The following is an 18,605-nucleotide window of genomic DNA, read 5'->3' as shown; positions in this document are numbered from 1 at the left end:
GTCACCGCCGGCTCAGCCAGGCGTCGAAGAACTGCAGCCGGGCCGAGGCCTCGAACCTCAGGTCCTGCGCGGCGGCGCCGACGCCGATCGCCTGGGACAGCTCCACCGTCGGAATCCACAGTCCGGCATCGAGCACCTGCGTTTGCGCCGTGCGGACCAGGCCGGTGCGGGTGCCGCCGTCGACGGTGCTCAGCTGTCCGTCGAGCGCGTCGTCCAGGGCCGGGATGCGGCCGCGCACATTGAGATTGCGGCCGTCGAGGCCGAACGAGGTGCGCAGGATGTCACCGTCCGCGCGGGTGGTGTTGTAGTAGGTGCTGTCGAAGTCCTTGGCGTTCTGCCGCGCCGTCGACTCCGCGACGGACACCAGATCCAGCTTCAGCTCGATACCGGCTTGGCGCAGTTGCTGCTGCACCAGCTCGATGATCGCCTGATTGCCCGCGAACACCTGGCTGAAGAGCACCGAGAAGGACAGGCGCTCACCGTTTTTCACCCTGATGCCGTCGCCACCCGGCACCCAGCCCGCCTGATCCAGGATGGTGCGCGCCTTCGCGGGCTCGTAGGCCAGCTGTGCCGAAAGATCCTGGTAGCCGGGCGTGCTGCTGGCCAGCGTGCTGGTCGCGGGCTTGAACTGGGGTCCGAGCACGGTGTCGACCAACTGCTTCCGATCGATCGCAGGCAGCAGGGCCTGGCGAACGGCCGGATCGCGCAACGGTCCTCGGGTCACGTTGGGCTGGAAGCCGAACGGCACACCGGGATTGGCGGTGCTGAGCACCCGCCCGCCTGCCGCCTCGATCTGCGGCGCGTCCTGTGGCAGCGCGTCGCTGATCGCATCGAGCTGTCCCGAGGCCACACTGCCGGTGCGCACGCCGGATTCGGGGACGACGGTGAACTCGATCTTGTCGAGGTATGCCTCGCCGCGATGCCCGAACACCGCCGAACCCCACTGGTAGCCAGCGCGTTTCGCCAGCGTCACCGAGGCGTCCTGGCGGTAGCTCGCGTAGGTGAACGGGCCGCTGCCGATGTTGTCGCCGAGGCAGCGCTGCTCGGCGGGCTTGGCGGTGGTGGCGTCGGCGAGGATGCCGAGCTGCGTCGTCGAGGACGCCTGCAGGAATTGCGCGTTGGGCTTGTTGAACTCCACCCGCGCGGTCAACCGGTCCACCGCGGTGGTGCCGACGTAGTTGGTGAGATAGCTGGCGCCGAGCGGGGATTTCGCCGATCCGAGCTTGACGATCGAATCGAAGGTGTTGCGCACCGAATCCGCGGTGAGCGGCGTGCCGTCACTGAAGGTGACGCCGTCGGCCAGCTTGAACGTGAAGACCTTCGCGTCGGGCGTCACCTCCCAGCTCTGCGCGAGCCACGGCTTCAGTTCGCCGGTCTTCGGGTCCTGGTCGGTCAGCGAATCCACGATCTGCCGGGAGACGTACAGCGTCTGATTGGTGCCGGACTGCGCGGGATCCGAGCAGGTCGGCGCCTGCGAAAGCCCGTAGCGCAAGGTGCCGCCCGGCTTGGGCGGGCCTGCGTCACCGCCGGGAGCGGCCGAATCGGTGCCGCAGGCGGCGACGGCGCCGACGGCGGCCAGTGCGCCTGCCAGCGCGAGGATTCGGTGGCTGGTTCGGATCACGGTGCTACTCCAGAGGTTTCGGTGCGGACGAGGTCGTCGCGCGGGTCGAGCTCGGCGGCATCGGCGCCGGTGGCCAAGGGGCGGCTTGGAATGCGGCGGCGCAACTCCGGCGCCACCGCGGTCTGGAACAGCGCGAGACTGTCCAGGTAGTCGATCTCGGGGCGGCCGTCGCGCTCGGCGGACAGGTGGATCACCTCGTGGCCGAACTGCTCGTACTGCCGCCCGACCTTGTCGATCACCTGCTCGGGACTGCCGACCAGGGCCGAGCTGCGGGCAACGAAATCGTCGAGGGTCTCGAACACGATCGGCAGCCCGAGCTTGTGCGCCAACGCGAGTCGTGCCTCGAAGATCGGACGGTAGGTGTCGAGCGCCTGCTGGGATGTGCGGGCCACATGGAATCCGGCCGTGCCTGCCCCGACCAGTGCGTCTTCCGGCCGGTGGCCGTAGAACTCCCAGCGCTCCCGATAGTGGCGCACCAGTTCGGCATACGGCTCGATCGGGTTGGTGACGTTCGCGGAGAACAGCGGATCACCGTTGCGTGCGGCAAGTTCCACCGAGTCTCTGCTCGTCGCGCTGCCGTGCCAGATCCGGATCTTCGGCTGCCACGGCCGCGGCAGCGCCTTCGCCGCCTTCAGTTCCGGCCGGAACCGGCCGGACCAGGTCACGCTGTCGCTGGCCCAGAGCGCCCGAAACAGTTCGTAGCCTTCGCGATTGCGATCCCACTGGTCGTCGGTGGTGACGTGGAACAGCTCGGCTTGCGCCGCGCCGTTGCCCTTGCCGATGATCAGCTCCAGCCTGCCGCCGGACAGGTTGTCCAGCGTCGAGTAGTCCTCGAACGCACGCACCGGGTCCAGCAGGCTCAGCGTGGTGACCGCGGTGAACAGCGTGATACGGGAGGTGACCGCGGCGAGATGGCTGAGGATCACCGGCGGCGCGGCGGACAGGAACGGATCTTCGTGCCGCTCGCCGACCGCGAAGCCGTCGTAGCCCAGATCCTCGGCCAGCTTGGCCTGTTCGACGACATTGCGCAGCCGTTCCCTGGTGCCGGGGAGGCGTCCCGTCGTCGGATCCGGCACTCGGGTAACCAGGGTGAAGAGCAGAAACTTCATACGATCGCCCCCAGATCGTCGGTACGGGACAGGTGCTTCTCGAACGGGTGCGGGCCGATCTCGTCGGCGGGCACGGCCGGGTCGTAGAGCGCGGTATAGCCGGTCGCGAGGTACAGCGCGACGGCCTCGGGCTGGCGTGGCCCGGTGGTGAGATAGATGCGCCGGTAGCCGCGCTGCACGATCTCGGCCTCCAGCTGCTGGAGCACGTAGCGGCCGAGGCCTTGTCTGCGGTGTTCCCGCGACGTCCAGATGCGTTTCAGCTCGGCGGTTTCCGCGTCGTAGCGTTGAAAGGCACCGCCTGCCACCGCTTCTCCTGCTCTGGTGACGACCAGGAGCGCGCCGTGCGGTGGCGCGAACTCCGCCGCCGGGTATTCGGTCAGTGACGCGTGCATCTGGCCTGCGGTGCCGCCGTAACGGTTGCTGTATTCGACCGCGAGTTCGGCGAGCAGTGGCGCGGCGAGCGGATCGCTCTGGGCAACGAGGTGCACCCGCAGCTCCGGTCGCGAAAGCTGTTGGGTCACCGGCTCACCGCTTCTTCGGTAGGCCGGGCGGATTGATCCGCGACGCGGTGACCTGTTCGGACTGCAGACCCCACCGCGCGATCACCTGCTGGTAGGTGCCGTGCTCGATGGCGTAGGCCAGCGCGTGCTGGACGGCGGTGACCAGCCCGTTGTTCTTCTTGGTGAGCACCGCGATCTCACCCTGCAGTTCCTCGCCCGCGCCGGAGAAGGTGGCCAGGATCTTGGTCTGATTCGTGGTGGTGGAGTGGTAGATCGCGGTCGGGTTCGGCCCGATGTAGCCGTCGAGCCGCTGCGAGGCCAGCGCCAGGTAGTAGTCGCTGACCTGCTGGAAGTAGGCGATGTCGATCGGCGCGAGACCTTCGGCGCGGTTCTGCTCGTTCCACTTCACCAGGAGCTGCTCCTGATTGGTGCCGGTGCCGACGCCGATCCGCTTGCCGGCAAGGCTCTTACGGCCTTGATAGTCGAGGGTGCTCTGCTTCGGCACCTCCAGCGCGACGGTGTCGTTGCGGTAGGTGGCGAAGTCGTACTTCTCCTTGCGCTCCTCGGTCACCGTGACATTGGAGATGAACGCGTCGACCTCGCCGGAATCGATCCGCACGAAGTTCTGCGACCAATCCGCCACCTGCGCATCGAGTTTCAGCCCGAGAATGTCGGCGACCAGCGAGGCGAAATCGACCTCGGAGCCGACCACGGTCTTGTCGTCGTTGGCGTAGAAGCGCAGCGGCGGCGCGGTGCCGGAGGCGCCGGTCACCACCAGCGTGCCGCGATCCCGAATGGCCTGCGGCACTTCGGCGGCGATGCTGTCCACCTTGGCGGCGCGGACGCGGCCGGTCTGGGCGGCGGAGAGGTCGAACGTGATCGCACCGGCGGTCTGGGACGTGGTGTCCGCCTCCTGGTCGGTGCAGCCGGTGGCCAGCAGCACGACCGCGGTCGCGGCGGCGGTGGCCAGGGCAGAGAGCTTCATCGGGTACCTGTTCATCAGCGGACTCGGGAAAGGAACGCGCGGGTGCGCGGGTGGCGCGGATTGTCGAGGACTGCTTGGGGCGTGCCCTGCTCGACGATCACGCCCGCGTCGAGAAACACCACGGTGTCGGCGATCTCGCGGGCGAAGCCGATCTCGTGGGTGACGATCACCAGGGCGGTGCCGCCGTCCGCGAGGCCGCGGATCACGTCGAGCACCTCGCCGACCAGCTCCGGATCCAGGGCTGAGGTCGGCTCGTCGAACAGGATCACTCTTGGCCGCAAGGCAAGTGCGCGGGCGATCGCCACTCGCTGCTGCTGCCCGCCGGACAGCGTGCGCGGATAGGCGTCGGCCAGCTCGCCGATGCCGACCCGCGCCAGCAGCACGCGCGCCTCGGCCTCGACCTCCTTGCGATCGCGCCGTTGCGCCGAAAGCGGTGCCAGCGTGACGTTGTCGAGCACTGGCAGATGCGGAAACAGGTTGAACTGCTGGAAGACGAACCCGATGTTGGCGCGCTGCTTGCGCACCGCACGGTCGGGTAGGGCGTGCAAGGTGTTGCGGCGCAGGCGATAACCGATCAACTCGCCGTCGATGTGCACGGTGCCCGCGTCCAGTGGCTCCAGATGGTTGACCACCCGCAGCAGGGTGGACTTGCCTGAGCCGGACGGGCCGATCACCGTGACCACCTCGCCGGACCGCACGGTCAGATCGATCCCGCGCAAAACCTCGTGCGCGCCATAGGCTTTGCGAACGCCGCGCACCTCGACGGCGGCTGCCGCGGTCATCGGGTCGCTCCGCGCGGTGCGGCGGAACCGGTTTCGGCAATCTCGCGCAGCTTCTGCCAGGCGCGCTGCAGCGGCGACGGCGGCGGTGTGCGCTGCGCGCCCTTGGCGTAGTGCCGCTCGATGTAGTACTGCGCGACCGAGAGCACGGTGGTGAGCACGATGTACCAGGCGGTGGCGACCATCAGTAGCGGCACCACCCGGCCGTTGCGGCCGTAGATCACCTGGACCTGGTAGAAGAGTTCGGCGATCGCCATCACCGACACGATCGAGGTGCCCTTGAACAGGCTGATCACCTCGTTGGTCGCGTTCGGCAGGATCGACCGCATCGCCTGCGGCACCACGATGGTGCGAAACTGGCGCACCCGCGGAATGCCGAGCGCGGCAGCGGCTTCCAGCTGGCCCGCGTCGACGGAGATGATGCCTGCTCTGATGATCTCGGCCGAGTACGCGGCCTGATGCAGCGCGAGCCCGATCACCGCCGCGGTGAACCCGCTGATCACCCCGTTCACCTCGAAGGTGAAAAACGCTGGGCCGAAAGGAATTCCGATCGACAGCGTGTTGTACAGGTAGGCGATGTTGAACCAGAACAGCAGCTGCACGATCAGCGGAATCGAGCGGAACGCCCAGATGTAGCTCCACGAGATGACCCGCAGCACCGGATTGTTCGAGAGCCTGGCGATGGCAAGGGCGGTGCCGAGCAGGAAGCCGAGGGCGGTGCCCCACGCGGTGAGCTCCAGCGTCACCCGCAGTGCCGACAGCACCGATTTCGCGGTGATGTACTGGGCGAAGGTCGGCCAATCCCAGCCGGGGTTGGTGGCAAGGCCGTGGATGAACTGCGCGAGCAGGACGAGCGCGACGGCGCTGATCACCCAGCGCCACGGGTGCCACGGTTTGGCTACCGTCGGCGTGGCTGTCGCGACGGGCGGTGGTGGGGCGGGCTCGTCCGGCGCCAGCTCGGCAGCGGCATCAGGTGCGACAGACGCACTCATGGCGTAGGTCCTTCGGAAGAACGAAATGTGACCGCCCCTCATCGGGCCGCGGTCACCTCACCCGGCCAGCGACGGGTGCACTGTCTGGCTGCGGTCAGCCCCGACAGCTCGCGGACGTCACCTTGCACTGGTCGATATGTCGGCGTCCCCACCGGATGCCGCGGACAGCTTCGATGACCATGTCGGTTCCTCCATCGGTCCTGGCGGAAGCACCCGCACCCGCTGTACGGGGGGTTGCTGCGACGTCGACGAGCCAGGTCTCTCGGTCGCTCTGGATGGTTGCCGCCGATCCGGACACCGCACGATGTCAGGGTCGAGCCGAATTATCATGCCCAGCGGCCGAACCCTTAGGCAAGGGAACTAATCACCGTGAGCGTAGCCCTTGTCGCACAGCGGGCGGTCGCTCAGAATTCGTCGCGGTCGGGGGTCCGCGCGCGGCGCCGGAGGGCGGGGTTCAACCGGATCTCGATGTCGTCCGAGGACGGCTCCCGCACGGGTTCGGCGGTGACCCTGACCTTCAGGGGACGCCCGGTATCGCGGTCGATGAAGGCGAGGGGTGGGCGGCTGTCCTGCAGGTATTTGTCGCCCCACTGCATCAGGGACAGGAACACCGGCAGCATGTCCTCGCCGGACTCGGTCAGCCGGTACTCGTCGTGGATCCGCTTGCCGGGCTCGCGATACGGCACGCGGGTGACGATCCCGGCGGATTCGAGCTGCTTGAGCGCCCGTGACACAGCGGGCGCCGACGTGCCGATCCGTGCGACGAAGTCCTCGAATCGTGTTGTGCCGTAGAAGCATTCCCGAATCGCGAGAAACACCGTCTTGGTGCTGAGCAGGCTGAGCACCCGTTCCGCCGAACAGCCGTCGCCGACCGACCACGCGTCGCGATCGCGCAGCTGCTTCTCGAACTCCATCGCCACCCGGCCATTGTAACTAACGCTTGCGTTATGCAGCATCCCCGTGCTTGTATCTAACTAACGTCATCGTTACTGAGATGGGAGATTGCCGTGGTTGCGATACAAGACAAGGCGGCTCTGGTGACCGGGGGCAGGCGTGGGCTCGGCGCGGCGCTGGTCGATGAACTGTTGGCGCGTGGGGCGCGAAAGGTGTACTCCACCGCGCGCTCGGCCTACGTCGACGGCAGGCCGGAGGTGGTCACTGCCGAACTCGAGGTGCGTTCCGCAGACTCGGTCGCATCGCTTGCGGAGCTCGCCTCCGACACCCAGCTCGTGTTCAACAACGCAGGGGCCTTGCTGCCGGGCTCGTTGCTGACGGGCGACTTCGACAGGGTCACTGAGACTTTCGATATCAATGTCTTTGGAACGCTGCGCGTGGCGCGGGCCTTCGCGCCGATCCTGGCCGCCAACGGCGGCGGCGCGCTGGTGAACATGCACTCCGTGCTGTCCTGGCTGGCGGGCAGCGGCGCATACGGGGCATCCAAGGCCGCCGCGTGGTCGGTGACGAACTCGCTGCGCATCGAATTGGCACAGCAGCACACCCAGGTCGTCGGCGTCCATGCGGGATTCATCGACACCGACATGGTGTCGGCGATCCAAGCGCCGAAGGTCACGCCCGTCGAGGTCGCCGCCCGCATCCTCGACGGCCTCGAAGCAGGCCACACCGAAGTGCTGGCCGACGCCGTCACCGTCGACGTCAAAGCAGCCCTCTCCGGGCCGGTGGAGCAGCTGATCTTCGCTGCCGCCCGCTGAGATCACCAGAGGAGCACCGAAAACCATGCCACTGTGGACAATTCATCACACGCCTGGAACCTTCACCGACACCGACAAACACCGGCTCGCCGCTCGCATCGCCGACCACTACGAATCGGTCGGCCTGCCGAGGTTCTATGTGGTGACCCTGTTTCACGAAGTCCGTCCGGAGAACTTCTACGTCGGCGGCGAACCAACCCCGGCCGGGGTTCGCATCGCCATCGACCACATCGCTCGCCGCAACCCCGATCAGGAAAGCCGCCGGCGAACGACTCAGTGGATCAAAAGCATCGTGCACCCCTTCCTCGAACGAGATCCCGACCTGCACTGGGAGTTTCACGCCGACGAAACCAGCGAAGACCTCTGGATGATCAACGGTGTCGTGCCCCCGCCGGGCGGTTCCGACGCCGAAAAGCGCTGGGTCGAACAGAACTCGGTGTCCGCATACTGACGACGACACGGCGCTGACGATCAGCGGCCCGGGTTGTCCACTCGGCGCATCCCCTGACGGTGCGTCGCACGGTTGGCATGCGGATGGTCGTCGACTGCACTGTTGACGGCGGGCGCCGCGACACGCCAGGAGCTTGCCACCGGCAATACGGGCAGTTCAGCGAGTTTGCCGGAGTACCGTCAGGCATCGGTTGTGTCGACGAGGAGGTCTCCATGGCCGTGCTGCGCTCGACCGTATTGTCCGCTGTCGGTGCACTCGCGCTGATGGTCATCGCGCCTGCTGCCGGTGCGGCGCCTGGCCCATCGGACGGTGGGGTGCTTGCGCCACCCGCCGGTGTTGCGCCGGTGGCGCCTGGGGGTGCTACACCCAACTCGCCTGGCGGAGTGGGGGATAGGCCGGTTCAGGGCGGACGAGGTGGGGCCGGGGATCTGTTCGGTCTCTATGAGGCCGCGGTCGATGCATTGCGGGCGTTCGGGATGCAGCCGTTTCTGTATCCGACGGCCGCGCCGTTCTGTCTGCCGGGCAGCACACTTGGGCTCGCGCCCGCGGTGGCCGGTGCGGTGCCTGGGCCGTGGCCCAAGACGACGATCCCGATTCCTGGACTCGATCTGACGGCAGTCAAGGCCGGGCAGACCATGTTCAGCTTTCTGCCGTACGGGCTCAGGCCCGATGGGCCGAATACCACGGGTATGTATGTCGCCTGGCTGAACACGAGCACAAGCAAGTACGGCCTGGTGCCGATGGGGCTGCTGTCCGATGTGGTCCGCACGATGGTTCCCGCCGAGGTCCCGCCGGCGCTGCGGCCCATGGCCGAGCGGGTGATTCAGGACTTCTTCCTCGGTGCCATGCCGATGGGCGGGATTCGTGCGGTGCCGGTCCAGACCGGATCGGGCACCGTGCTCGCCGCGGTCTTCGGCACGGTGCAGAACGGTGGCGTGCCCTGCTTCTTTCTACCGACCGTTGGTGTGATCGACGTTCCGTAAGCCGTTGACCGGACGGCGTTTTCGACGCAGCTGCGGTCCAGGTCGGCAAGCGAGTCAGTCCGAAGCAAGCCGCGCGCCGACACCCGCGGTATCGACAACACGACCCTTCCATCGCAATGCCCCGCGCCGCCGAGCCCGATGGGAACGCACCCAGAGCCGCAGGTAGGCGGCGACGGAGAATGGGTGGGCCAGTGCCGCAACCACATCGGCGCCTGCGAGCGGGCCGCCGGTCTCGGTCGAACGGGCGAGTAGCCTGCCGATGACTGCGGCGATGTAGCCGAGCAGGCCGGCGCGCCGGACCGCACCGTGACCAAGGACGGCCGCCAGCGGTGGCAGCCAATAGCCAAGGGCAGCAAAGATTCCCACTGCGGCACCGCCGATGCGGGTGCCGCCGTAGGCGGACCAGAGCCAGCGGGTGTAGCCGGCGTCGACTTCGGCGGCGCCGGTGTACATCCTGGTATGTGCGAGGCTGCCCGCGGCAACGAGAACGGTGTGCTGTCCGGCCCGGCGCAGGGTTCGAGCAATATCGAGATCTTCGGTGACACTGGCGGCGACCGCGGCGTGCCCGCCGACGGCGCGGTAGGCGGCGGTGTCGAACACCAGAAACTGGCCGCAGGCCACCGCGGTCGATGGCCGCAAGCTCCGATTGCCCACGGAGATCGGCAGGCTCGCTGCCCATGACCAGCACAGCAGCGGCTGCACCAGCGCCTCGGCCACGGACTCGGCCCGCTGTCGCGGCCACGGCGACACCAGCGCCACCCGCTGCCTGCGCAACGCGGTGACCGCACCCGCGATCGCGTAAGGCGCCAGTCGCACGTCGGCATCGAGGAATATCAGCGACGGTGTCGAAACTCCCTCGGCCAGCCGCGCACACGCGGCGGCCTTCCCGGTCCAGCCCGGCGCGGGTTCGGTGTCGTTGCGCAACACCGTGATCCGGGGATCGGCAGCGGCCGCCGCGGTCGCGGCGGCGAAGGTGTCGTCGGTCGAGGCGTCATCGAGGACGAGCACCGTCATCCGCGCGACCCCACGCTGTGCCCGCAGGTCAGCGATCAACCACGGCAGCCGTGTCGCCTCGTTTCGCGCAGGCACGCACACGGTCACCGGCTCGATCACGCTGGCAGGCTGATTCGTCAACCGCCGCACCGTGATCCGGTTGTACAAGGTGATGGCCGCACCTGACACCGCGATGCCGGCGCCGATCTGCGTTACGCGCAAGGCGCCCGCCCTGGCCACGCTCATCCGAGCGATCCTGCGATGTCGATCCACGCGGCACCGACTACCTTGGCGCACAACGCATTCGCGCTCCGCCCCGCGATCACGGGGCGCTCAGCGAACAGGCTCAGCGACTCTGCTTGACCGAACGCCACCAACGACTCCAGGAGAGCCCGGTGGGTGCGCCCGGCGCCGGGGGATTGCGGTCCATGTACGCCATGGCGGCGATGATGGCCGCGACGGCGAGGGTGATGCCGCCGACGATGCCTGCCCAGCCCGCGAAGGAGCGGGTGTTGGGGTCGGCGTAACTGACCTCGGCACGCAGCGTGGAGACGTCGCCGGGCGGCAGCTTCCACGACACGATGTTGTCGCCCTCGCGGTTGCCGTTGGTCTTGGCGACGCGGGCCGGGAAGGCGACGGTGAACTGCACGTCGGAGCCGTGCGGCGGTACGGATTTCAGGTCGACGCGGCCGTTGAGGCTGACCAGATCGCCGGCCCGCTGGAACTGGAGCGAGAACATGCCCTGTGTTTGCTCGGACAGCTGACCGAGCTGCGCGACCTCACCGAACGACATGTCCTCGAAGAACACCTGGCTGCCCACGTACCCGTCCTGGGTGTAGGGCTCTACCCGCACCTTCGCGGCCAACGAGTCCGGCGCCTTCAGCTGCGGGCCCTTGTCCTTGGGGTCGGCGGGGACGACCGCGGCGACGATCCGCCCCGACACGCGGTCGTTCGACGACACACCCATCGACACCTGCACCCGCAGGCAGCCCGCGAGCACGGGGACCAGCAACGCCGCCAGCAGAACGGCCGCGGCGATCCGCCGTCCGAGACGGGGTGTCCGCGGCGGCGATAGGACCGGGGCATCGGGCATCGTGGTGATGGGACTCGGCTGCACGCAGACATCGTGCCAGGCCATCCCTCGTAGTGCCCACGCGACGGGCGGAACGCGGGTCGCGATGTCGCTACCCGTCCTGTCGAGTCGGGCCTGCGACGAGCCTGCGCAGCAGCGGAATGCCCAGGATGCTCAGCCCGATGCCGCCGTAACAGGCCGAAAACGGGAGGCCGAGAAATACCGCGTGCGCGAGGGTCGAGCCGAGCCAGGTCCACAGAAATACCGCCACCGGCACGGCGATCCGAGTCGGAAAGGGTCCGATTCTGTCGAGCCCTACTGACGTCGTCGCATCGGGCGCCGCCCGATCCCAGACCGCGAGCAGCCCTCCCATGAGCAGTGCCACCGCGAACCAGCCGAGATAATTGGTGTACGGGATTTCGGGAAGACCGGGCAGTCCGGAGTCGGTGTCGCACCAGACCCACTGCCCGTCGGCGACCATCTGCGGATCCAGGAACAGGTCCCAGCCCACCGCCCCCACCGCGAACAACCCGATCCGCGACGGCACCCGCCGGGCGATCAGCCCGGCCACCACCCACACCGGATACAGCCCGCCGGTCCAGGCCAGTGGTACCACCAGCGGCACTCCGCTCATGGCAGGTCCGAGCCGGTCCACCGCGTACGCGTAACACCCGAACGGCAAGTCCGTTGCGGTGCCGACGATCTCGGCGAGCAGGCCGAGGCCGGAGACGATCACGGCGAACCCGACCGCGTACCGAATGCCGCGGGTCGCTCGCGCGTGCGCCAATGCCGTACCCGCCGAAAGGAGTACGACGAGCACCGTGACCCGGTCGCGGGCCGCACCTGAGGTCAGTGGGTAGGCGATCTGGGCGAGGATCAGCAGCGCGGCGCTGATGAGCGGCACCACCGCACGCACCGGCGGGCGGACAGTGTGCCGCGGGATCGATGTCATCGCCTGCGCGGCAACGAGAATCGACGACGTCGCAGGTCGCGCAGTGCCATGGCGGCGGCGGTGCGCCCGCTCGCCCCGGACACGCCACCGCCCGGATGCGTCGACGCGCCGGTCAAATACAGGCCGGGTGCGCCGGGCACGCGCTGCCCCGACAGCTCGGGCAGCGGTCGCCACAGCATCATCTGGTCCAGCGACATCTCGACGTGCATCACATTGCCGCCGAGCAGTCCGAGCTCCCGTTCCAGCTCGACCGGGGTCTGCACATGCCTGCGCAGCACCGAGTCGGCGAAACCCGGTGCACAGGAGTCGACTTCGGCGATGATGCGATCGGCTTCACGGTCGGCGTGCCCGGCCCAGTCGCTGCCGTCGGCCAGCCGGTACGGGTGCCACTGCGCCCACAGCGAGAGCTGGTGCTCACCCGGCGGCGCGATACTCGGGTCGAGCGCACTGAAGCTCATCGCAAGCACCACCGGCCGCGGCGGCAGCTCACCGGCGGATGCCGCACCGTGCGCGAGTCGAAGCTGACGCCGATCCGACACGAGAAACTGCAGACCGCGCGTGGATTCGTCGGCCGAACTGCCTGGATAGTTCGGCAACGCGTTGGTGGCTACTCGCACGACCATGCCGATGCCGGGCCCGACACGGATGCGCCGCCGCCAGTCGTCGAGTACCGCGGCGTCGAACCCGCCGCCGCGCAACAGCTCGAGGGTGGTCAGCACATGGGCACCGGCGATCACGGTGTCCGCGTGCAGCTTTCGTCCCGATGCGGTGTGCACCTGCCAGCCGTCGCCGTCGCGCCGCAGCGCGGTGACCGCGTCGCCCGCCGTCACCACGCCGCCATCGGACTGCAACCGTCGCACCAACGCCGCACTCAACGCGCCACTGCCGCCGACCGCACGACCAGGCGGCAGCGTGTGCATGAGCGCGGCGAACCCGACCATCGGCGCGGTGCCGGGTTCCGACATCGGCGGCCCGGACTGAGCGCCGAACCAGGCCAGCGACGCCTTGAGTCGCTCGTCCTGAAAATAGGTGTCCAGCAACGCGTCACCGGACTGCAGGAACTCTCGCGAGAGCGCGCTGCCACCGTGCTTCGCGTCAAGCCCCCAGAACGAACGCACCAGCCGCCCCGGCGTCGGCCCGCCGCCGAACGCGCGCATCACCCGCGCGCTGCGTGGCCCCCACACCTCGACGAACCGCCGATACGCCGCGGCATCCCGTTCGCCGCACGCCGCCGCGATCGATACGCAGGTGGCGTCGAGGTCCCGGTGAAAAATCAGCGGCGCATGCCCCGCGGAACCGGGCGTGAAACCCCAAGGGTCGCAATCGATGTACCGCAGCCCGAAGTCGCCGAGCGCCAGGTCCTCGATGATCCCGGTATGCCGGATCATGAGGTGCGCGGACGAACCGCGATCGACCAGATGGCCGGGAAACCGCTCGACCGTCGACACCGCGCCGCCGAGCACCTCGTCGCGTTCCAGCACCTCGACCCGATGCCCGGCCCGCGCGAGATAACAGGCGGCGACCAGCGCATTGTGGCCGGAGCCGACCACCGCGACCGTCACGTGACCGCCATGCCGGCGCGCCGCACCGTCCTCACAGCGGCAGCCGCCGTCCGAGAATCGCGAACGGCCTGCTGTCGCCCGCGAACACGAAATTGCGCACCACGTCACCGAATCCCTGCCGCCGGTACAGCCGCCACGCGCGATTGTCTTCTTGCTCGACCTCCGGCGTCGACAGCAGCACCGCCCGTTCCTGCCGGTCCCGCAGCAGCCGTTCGAGCAGCGTTGCGCCGATGCCGAGGCCCTGTGCCGACGGGTGCACATGCAGCTCGGTGAGTTCGAAGTAGTCCGAAAGCAGTTCGCGCGCCGAGTGTTCCGGCCAGCCGGACCGTCGCATCCCGCTGTGCACCTGCTGGTGCCACCACTGGTGCGGTGCGCCGTGATACCCGTAGGCGATGGCAACGATCGGCGAGGACCGTAGATCGACGAGGCCCGAATCGTCCGGTGCCACCGCGGCGACGGCCTGCCACCCGGAGCGGGTGGTGTGCTCGGTCCACATGGGCGCGCGGTGGTGTTCGGTGCCGCGGGGATAGTCCATCGCCGCGACATACACCCCGAGTGCGTCGTGCAGCCGGGAGCGCAGTGCCGCGACGGAGAGGTCGACGACGACAGGTGCTGGCGTGTGATTGGGCTTGACGGCGGTCATGGCTCTCGTCGGTCCGGCGGGCAGGAGTGCGGCGACGGGGTCGTCACTGCGCGGGCGCGGAAGTTGTCGGTGGGCGTCTCTATATTCAATCTCAATTCAAACGTTCGAATACCTGTTCGGTCACACCAAGGCGGTGTTGGCCCCGGGTGCGCGATGATGGAGGGACGGGGACATGTCTGGTCGGATGGAACATCCCGGACAACCCGGTCGAGCGGGCAAGCTACTGAAACGAGCGGATGGCCTGCTCATGGAGGCCGCGGGCGAGCGAGACCCGCGTGAGCGGTTCCGGACCGCCTATCTCGCGGCGTTGCGCGGGGCAGGGGCAGTGATCGCGCTCACCGGCGCCGACACCGCGCCACGGGCTCGATCCCGCAACGCGTGGGTCCTCATGCAAGGCGCCGCGCCCGAGTTCGTGATGTGGGCTGATTATTTCAGTGCGCGCTCGGAGATCAGGGCGGCGCTGGAGGCCGGACTGGATCGCGACATCGACGATCCCGAGGCCGACGAGTTCTATTCGCGGGTAGGCGCATTCCTTCACGACGTCGAAGATCTCCTTAACGCATCGGCCCGGTTGCGCCCGGCCCCGGGGTGGACAGGGGGCATGACCGCATAGTTATGGGCTCCTAGGCGAGTGCCTCGGCTTCGCTCGGCCCGGCGCGGCTGGCGACAGACTTCGTCTGGCTGCGCCCATAAGGTGGTACGGCCCTGATCGAACTCGTATCATTGGTGACAGATAGCCGCCAAGGTCGGCTATCTGTCGCCTACCCGGAGGCGACAGCCACGCCTAGTGCCGGGGGAGGTACCGTGCCACTCTCCGAGCACGAGCAGCGCATGCTCGAACAAATCGAGAGCGCGCTCTATGCTGAGGATCCGAAGTTCGCGTCGTCCGTCCGCGGCGGACGCCTTCGCTCGACCTCGAGTCGTCGCAGACTCCAGGCCGCGGCCTTGTTCGTCCTCGGTCTGTTTCTACTCGTCGCCGGCATCGCCGCACCAGTGAAGCCCGGCGGCTTCCCGATCATCAGCTTGATCGGCTTCATCGTCATGTTCGCCGCGGGCGTCCTGCTGCTGGTCGGCAGCTCCAAGGGCATCGCGAAGGGTGATCGGTCCGGCGGCGACGCCGCGCCCGGTGGTCCGGGCGGCGGCACGAGTGGCCGTGGCCGCCAACGCAAGTCCGGCGGCTTCTCCGAGCGGATGGAAGACCGATTCCGGCGAAGGTTCGAGCAGGAGTAGCTCGCTCGTAGCCCGACAACTTCAGCACGGCTGGCGACGCCGCACCGATTCGGTGCGGCGTCGCTGGCTCACGTGTGGAGACTTTCGGGTCGCCGGTGATCTCCGCGTCGGTGGGTGGCACTTCCCCCACCGCCCCCCACCAAGATTCCCCACCTCGCCCCACCGTGATCACCCACTGCACCCCACCTTCGCCTCGAAGCGATCACACCTGGGTGTTTGCTGGGTGTTTCCGGGCGTTTGTCCATGCGGACCGTGCGTGTCGGCAGAACACGCAAAAAGTTCTCCACCTGGGTGATAGCTGGGGTGACCTGCGAAATCGGCTGAGCGGCGAGCCGGATCACCACGGGTTTCGATTGAAAGTGGGGGAAAGTGGGGTAATGTGGAGCGCGCACTACCGGAAAGGCCGACCATCGAGGTGATCGACTAGGGAGGTATCGGGTTGTTTCTCGGTACCTACACACCTCGGCTGGACGACAAGGGGCGACTGACGTTGCCTGCAAAATTTCGAGACGATCTGGCGGGAGGGTTGATGGTCACGAAGGGTCAGGACCACAGCCTTGCCGTGTATCCCAGAGAAGAGTTCACCGCGCTCGCTCGGCGGGCCGCGGCGGCATCTCGGAGTAATCCGCAGGCACGCGCATTCGTCCGGGCACTGGCAGCCGGCACCGACGAACAACGTCCGGATGCCCAGGGCCGCATCGTGTTATCTGCCGAACACCGTCGGTACGCGAACCTGCAACGGGATTGCGTGGTGATCGGCTCGGTCGATTTCCTCGAAATATGGGACAAGCAGGCGTGGGACACCTACCTCGCCGAGCACGAGGAGGACTTCTCGCAAGCGAGAGACGAGTCGCTGGGCGGAATCTTCTAGCCCCGAGCGAACGAGTGCCGCGTGGCCTCTGCCCGGACGCGGACCCTGACGTACTTCCCCGACGCCAGGTGCCGAGGTTCGGTCAGAGACCACGGGGCATTCGTCTCCAGCAACAGTTTTCAGCAGTGGGAACAGAGCGACCCGCGTGTGGTACGCGACGAAGCGAGGCAGATCCCGGGAGGTCGAGGTGAACCGCGAACAGGACGGCCCCCGCCATGTTCCGGTTTTGCTCGGTCGAGCCGATGCACTGCTCGGGCCCGCGCTGACCGAACCGGGCGCGGTATATCTCGATGCGACACTGGGTCTCGGCGGACACGCCGAGCACTTTCTGCGCACCTATCCCGGCCTTCGGCTCGTCGGTCTCGATCGTGATACCGCCGCCCTCGAGTTGGCCGGTGCGCGGCTCGCGCCCTTCGCGGACCGAATCACCTTGGTGCACACCCGATACGACGGCATCGCCGACGCACTGACCGAGGCCGGGCTTGCCACCACCGGCTCGGTCTCGGCCATCCTGATGGACCTCGGCGTGTCGTCGATGCAGCTCGACGAGGCCGACCGCGGCTTCGCCTACTCCGTCGACGCGCCGCTGGACATGCGGATGGACCCGACCACCGGCCCCACCGCCGCCGATGTGCTCAACACCTACGGCCACGGCGATCTGGCCAGGGTGTTGAAAACCTATGGGGAGGAACGCTTCGCGGGCAAGATCGCCTCCGAGGTGCTGCGCCGCCGCCAGCAGCGGCCGTTCACGACCAGCGCCGAGCTGGTCGAACTGCTCTACGCGACCATTCCGGCGGCGACCAGGCGCACCGGCGGGCATCCGGCCAAACGCACCTTCCAGGCGCTGCGGATCGAGGTGAACCGCGAGCTCGATTCGCTGCGCGCGGCGCTGCCCGCCGCGATGGACGCACTGCGGGTCGGCGGCCGGATCGTGGTGATGTCGTATCAGTCACTGGAAGACAAGGTGGTCAAGCAGGAGTTCGCGCCGCGCGCGGCCTCCCGGACGCCCGTCGACCTTCCGGTCGAATTGCCGGGCATGGGACCGGAATTCCGGATGCTCACCCGCGGTGCGGAGAAGGCGACGGAGCAGGAGATCGAGGAGAACCCCCGCGCCGCACCGGTCCGGATGCGCGCGGCCGAACGGATCCAGGAGGTCGGATGAGTCACCGCTGCGGCGTGCTCACCCGGCCGACGGGGTGTGGGAACTCCGGCATGACACCGGATCGGATGGGTCGTCCTCGCGCGGTGCTCATCCGGACGACCGGAACTTTCGCGCGCGCACGCAGCCGTTGGAGACAGGATCGTACGAGCGCTCTTTCGGCGGAACGGAGGCGGGCGTGTCCCGCCTCCAGCACAGCACGCCGGAGGCGACACGAACGAGGAGTGTGTCTCCGGCAGACCGGGTGTGGGGCCTGGACAAGGGAGGCCGGATGCCCCACGCAGACTCACGAGGGGACAACGAAATGAGCATACGGACACGGACCGTTGCGGCACCGGGGCGCATCGCGCGCCGGGTGCACGAGTCCGACCGGGTGAAGTCGGGCGCCGCACAGCGGGCCTATGCGCGGCGCCGGACCCGCGCCGAAAGCCGTTCGGACACACCGGATCTGCCGAAGCAGCCGGTGACGGCGATGGCGGGCCGGATCCGGTTCGTCACGGCGATCATCGCGCTGCTCGGCTGCGGCCTCGCGCTCACGCTGCTGCTGACCACCCGCGCCGCGGAGGACAGCTACCAACTCGGCGACGCCAGGGCAGTCAACCGCAAGCTGCTCGACGAGCGCAACGCGCTGCAGCGGGAGGTGGAGGCGGCCGATTCCGCGCCTGCCCTTGCCGCCCGCGCCCGCGAGCTCGGCATGATTCCGGCCAAGGACCCGGCTCGCCTGGTCGTCGCGCCGGACGGCACCGTCACGGTGATCGGCAAACCCACTCCGGCACAGGGCCCTCCGGTGCCGCCGTTGAACGTGTCGCCGTCGGCGCCGGTGCCCCCGCCCGCGAACAATGCCCAGGCCCGTGGTGAGCGGGTGGTGCCGGTGACGACTACACCGGCGACGCCGACCGCGCCGCCACCGGCGAACGCGCAGGTGAACGCGGCTCCGGCGAGCCCGGTGCCGAGCCCGACCCCGGTCGCGCCTGCACCGCCGCCCGCGCCGGAC

20 protein-coding genes and 1 riboswitch are annotated in these 18,605 nt (G+C 68.2%); of the genes, 8 read left to right on the top strand and 12 right to left on the bottom strand.

From position 1 onward, the window contains the following. Position 1: 1 nt before the first annotated feature. The 7 genes from NA11_RS28385 to NA11_RS28355 form a co-directional block, all read right to left on the bottom strand. Positions 2-1,621 (bottom strand): ABC transporter substrate-binding protein, encoded by a 1,620-nt coding sequence (locus NA11_RS28385; protein WP_069165085.1) that lies wholly within the window; start codon positions 1,619-1,621, stop codon positions 2-4. Further along, positions 1,618-2,730 (bottom strand): LLM class flavin-dependent oxidoreductase, encoded by a 1,113-nt coding sequence (locus tag NA11_RS28380; RefSeq protein ID WP_069165084.1) that lies wholly within the window; start codon positions 2,728-2,730, stop codon positions 1,618-1,620. The genes NA11_RS28385 and NA11_RS28380 overlap by 4 nt, the downstream gene beginning before the upstream one ends. Continuing rightward, on the bottom strand, positions 2,727-3,251 hold the full coding sequence (locus NA11_RS28375) for a GNAT family N-acetyltransferase (protein WP_069165083.1): 525 nt from the start codon (positions 3,249-3,251) through the stop codon (positions 2,727-2,729). The genes NA11_RS28380 and NA11_RS28375 overlap by 4 nt, the downstream gene beginning before the upstream one ends. 4 nt (positions 3,252-3,255) lie before the next feature. Beyond that, complete coding sequence (locus NA11_RS28370; protein WP_245746233.1) at positions 3,256-4,215, bottom strand: ABC transporter substrate-binding protein; 960 nt, start codon at positions 4,213-4,215, stop codon at positions 3,256-3,258. A 14-nt stretch (positions 4,216-4,229) separates the two neighbouring features. Beyond that, the gene (locus tag NA11_RS28365) at positions 4,230-4,997 is read right to left on the bottom strand and encodes an amino acid ABC transporter ATP-binding protein (protein ID WP_069165081.1); all 768 of its coding nucleotides are present in this window, start codon (positions 4,995-4,997) and stop codon (positions 4,230-4,232) included. Further along, complete coding sequence (locus tag NA11_RS28360; protein ID WP_174567745.1) at positions 4,994-5,986, bottom strand: amino acid ABC transporter permease; 993 nt, start codon at positions 5,984-5,986, stop codon at positions 4,994-4,996. The genes NA11_RS28365 and NA11_RS28360 overlap by 4 nt, the downstream gene beginning before the upstream one ends. 188 nt (positions 5,987-6,174) lie before the next feature. Continuing rightward, a riboswitch (SAM riboswitch) is annotated at positions 6,175-6,268 on the bottom strand. Positions 6,269-6,390: 122 nt separating this feature from the next. Next, positions 6,391-6,900 carry a winged helix-turn-helix transcriptional regulator gene (locus NA11_RS28355; protein WP_069165080.1) on the bottom strand — a complete coding sequence of 170 codons (510 nt, stop codon included), beginning with the start codon at positions 6,898-6,900 and terminating at the stop codon, positions 6,391-6,393. 93 nt (positions 6,901-6,993) lie between these two features. Between NA11_RS28355 and NA11_RS28350 the strand changes: the two genes are divergently transcribed. The 3 genes from NA11_RS28350 to NA11_RS28340 all read left to right on the top strand — a co-directional run bounded on the left by NA11_RS28350 (position 6,994) and on the right by NA11_RS28340 (position 9,129). Further along, complete coding sequence (locus tag NA11_RS28350; protein WP_069165079.1) at positions 6,994-7,695, top strand: SDR family oxidoreductase; 702 nt, start codon at positions 6,994-6,996, stop codon at positions 7,693-7,695. 25 nt (positions 7,696-7,720) lie between these two features. Next, positions 7,721-8,146, top strand: coding sequence for a tautomerase family protein (locus NA11_RS28345; protein ID WP_069165078.1), 426 nt, complete (start codon positions 7,721-7,723; stop codon positions 8,144-8,146). Between the two features lie 212 nt (positions 8,147-8,358). Beyond that, positions 8,359-9,129 (top strand): hypothetical protein, encoded by a 771-nt coding sequence (locus NA11_RS28340; RefSeq protein WP_069165077.1) that lies wholly within the window; start codon positions 8,359-8,361, stop codon positions 9,127-9,129. Between the two features lie 54 nt (positions 9,130-9,183). Here the strand turns inward: NA11_RS28340 and NA11_RS28335 are convergent, their stop codons facing one another. From NA11_RS28335 to NA11_RS28315, 5 genes are all read right to left on the bottom strand, one after another. Further along, a complete protein-coding gene (locus tag NA11_RS28335; RefSeq protein ID WP_069165076.1) occupies positions 9,184-10,368 on the bottom strand; it encodes a glycosyltransferase family 2 protein in 1,185 nt (394 codons plus the stop codon). A 100-nt stretch (positions 10,369-10,468) separates the two neighbouring features. Then, positions 10,469-11,215, bottom strand: coding sequence for an LppM family (lipo)protein (locus tag NA11_RS28330; protein ID WP_069165116.1), 747 nt, complete (start codon positions 11,213-11,215; stop codon positions 10,469-10,471). 91 nt (positions 11,216-11,306) lie between these two features. After that, the gene (locus NA11_RS28325; RefSeq protein ID WP_084655141.1) at positions 11,307-12,146 is read right to left on the bottom strand and encodes a carotenoid biosynthesis protein; all 840 of its coding nucleotides are present in this window, start codon (positions 12,144-12,146) and stop codon (positions 11,307-11,309) included. Continuing rightward, positions 12,143-13,708, bottom strand: a complete 1,566-nt coding sequence (locus NA11_RS28320; RefSeq protein WP_069165075.1) for a phytoene desaturase family protein — start codon at positions 13,706-13,708, stop codon at positions 12,143-12,145. Before NA11_RS28320 ends, NA11_RS28325 begins: the two co-directional genes overlap by 4 nt. 31 nt (positions 13,709-13,739) lie before the next feature. Beyond that, complete coding sequence (locus NA11_RS28315) at positions 13,740-14,351, bottom strand: GNAT family N-acetyltransferase (RefSeq protein WP_069165074.1); 612 nt, start codon at positions 14,349-14,351, stop codon at positions 13,740-13,742. A gap of 172 nt (positions 14,352-14,523) precedes the next feature. Between NA11_RS28315 and NA11_RS28310 the strand changes: the two genes are divergently transcribed. The 5 genes from NA11_RS28310 to ftsL form a co-directional block, all read left to right on the top strand. Next, positions 14,524-14,964, top strand: a complete 441-nt coding sequence (locus tag NA11_RS28310; protein WP_069165073.1) for an SAV_6107 family HEPN domain-containing protein — start codon at positions 14,524-14,526, stop codon at positions 14,962-14,964. A gap of 191 nt (positions 14,965-15,155) precedes the next feature. Then, on the top strand, positions 15,156-15,581 hold the full coding sequence (locus NA11_RS28305; protein ID WP_069165072.1) for an SCO2097 family morphological protein: 426 nt from the start codon (positions 15,156-15,158) through the stop codon (positions 15,579-15,581). 439 nt (positions 15,582-16,020) lie between these two features. Further along, the gene (gene mraZ / locus NA11_RS28300; protein WP_069165071.1) at positions 16,021-16,452 is read left to right on the top strand and encodes a division/cell wall cluster transcriptional repressor MraZ; all 432 of its coding nucleotides are present in this window, start codon (positions 16,021-16,023) and stop codon (positions 16,450-16,452) included. Between the two features lie 187 nt (positions 16,453-16,639). Beyond that, a complete protein-coding gene (gene rsmH, locus NA11_RS28295; protein ID WP_069165070.1) occupies positions 16,640-17,614 on the top strand; it encodes a 16S rRNA (cytosine(1402)-N(4))-methyltransferase RsmH in 975 nt (324 codons plus the stop codon). 301 nt (positions 17,615-17,915) lie between these two features. After that, on the top strand, positions 17,916-18,605 hold a 690-nt coding region (ftsL, locus tag NA11_RS28290), incomplete at its 3' end, for a cell division protein FtsL (RefSeq protein ID WP_069165069.1).

It is taken from the genome of Nocardia altamirensis NBRC 108246, assembly GCF_001612685.1.
Classification (GTDB): Bacteria; Actinomycetota; Actinomycetes; order Mycobacteriales; family Mycobacteriaceae; genus Nocardia; species Nocardia altamirensis.
Note: the sequence above shows the minus strand (reverse complement) of the source record. Positions and strands in the feature narration are given on the sequence as shown.

Coding starts and splice junctions, on each gene's coding strand:
- NA11_RS28325 (WP_084655141.1), bottom strand. CDS start 12,146: ATGACATCGATCCCGCGGCACACTGTCCGCCCGCCGGTGCGTGCGGTG.
- NA11_RS28340 (WP_069165077.1), top strand. CDS start 8,359: ATGGCCGTGCTGCGCTCGACCGTATTGTCCGCTGTCGGTGCACTCGCG.
- NA11_RS28380 (WP_069165084.1), bottom strand. CDS start 2,730: ATGAAGTTTCTGCTCTTCACCCTGGTTACCCGAGTGCCGGATCCGACG.
- NA11_RS28310 (WP_069165073.1), top strand. CDS start 14,524: ATGTCTGGTCGGATGGAACATCCCGGACAACCCGGTCGAGCGGGCAAG.
- NA11_RS28330 (WP_069165116.1), bottom strand. CDS start 11,215: ATGCCCGATGCCCCGGTCCTATCGCCGCCGCGGACACCCCGTCTCGGA.
- NA11_RS28360 (WP_174567745.1), bottom strand. CDS start 5,986: ATGAGTGCGTCTGTCGCACCTGATGCCGCTGCCGAGCTGGCGCCGGAC.
- NA11_RS28370 (WP_245746233.1), bottom strand. CDS start 4,215: ATGAAGCTCTCTGCCCTGGCCACCGCCGCCGCGACCGCGGTCGTGCTG.
- NA11_RS28345 (WP_069165078.1), top strand. CDS start 7,721: ATGCCACTGTGGACAATTCATCACACGCCTGGAACCTTCACCGACACC.
- NA11_RS28315 (WP_069165074.1), bottom strand. CDS start 14,351: ATGACCGCCGTCAAGCCCAATCACACGCCAGCACCTGTCGTCGTCGAC.
- NA11_RS28355 (WP_069165080.1), bottom strand. CDS start 6,900: ATGGAGTTCGAGAAGCAGCTGCGCGATCGCGACGCGTGGTCGGTCGGC.
- NA11_RS28335 (WP_069165076.1), bottom strand. CDS start 10,368: ATGAGCGTGGCCAGGGCGGGCGCCTTGCGCGTAACGCAGATCGGCGCC.
- NA11_RS28365 (WP_069165081.1), bottom strand. CDS start 4,997: ATGACCGCGGCAGCCGCCGTCGAGGTGCGCGGCGTTCGCAAAGCCTAT.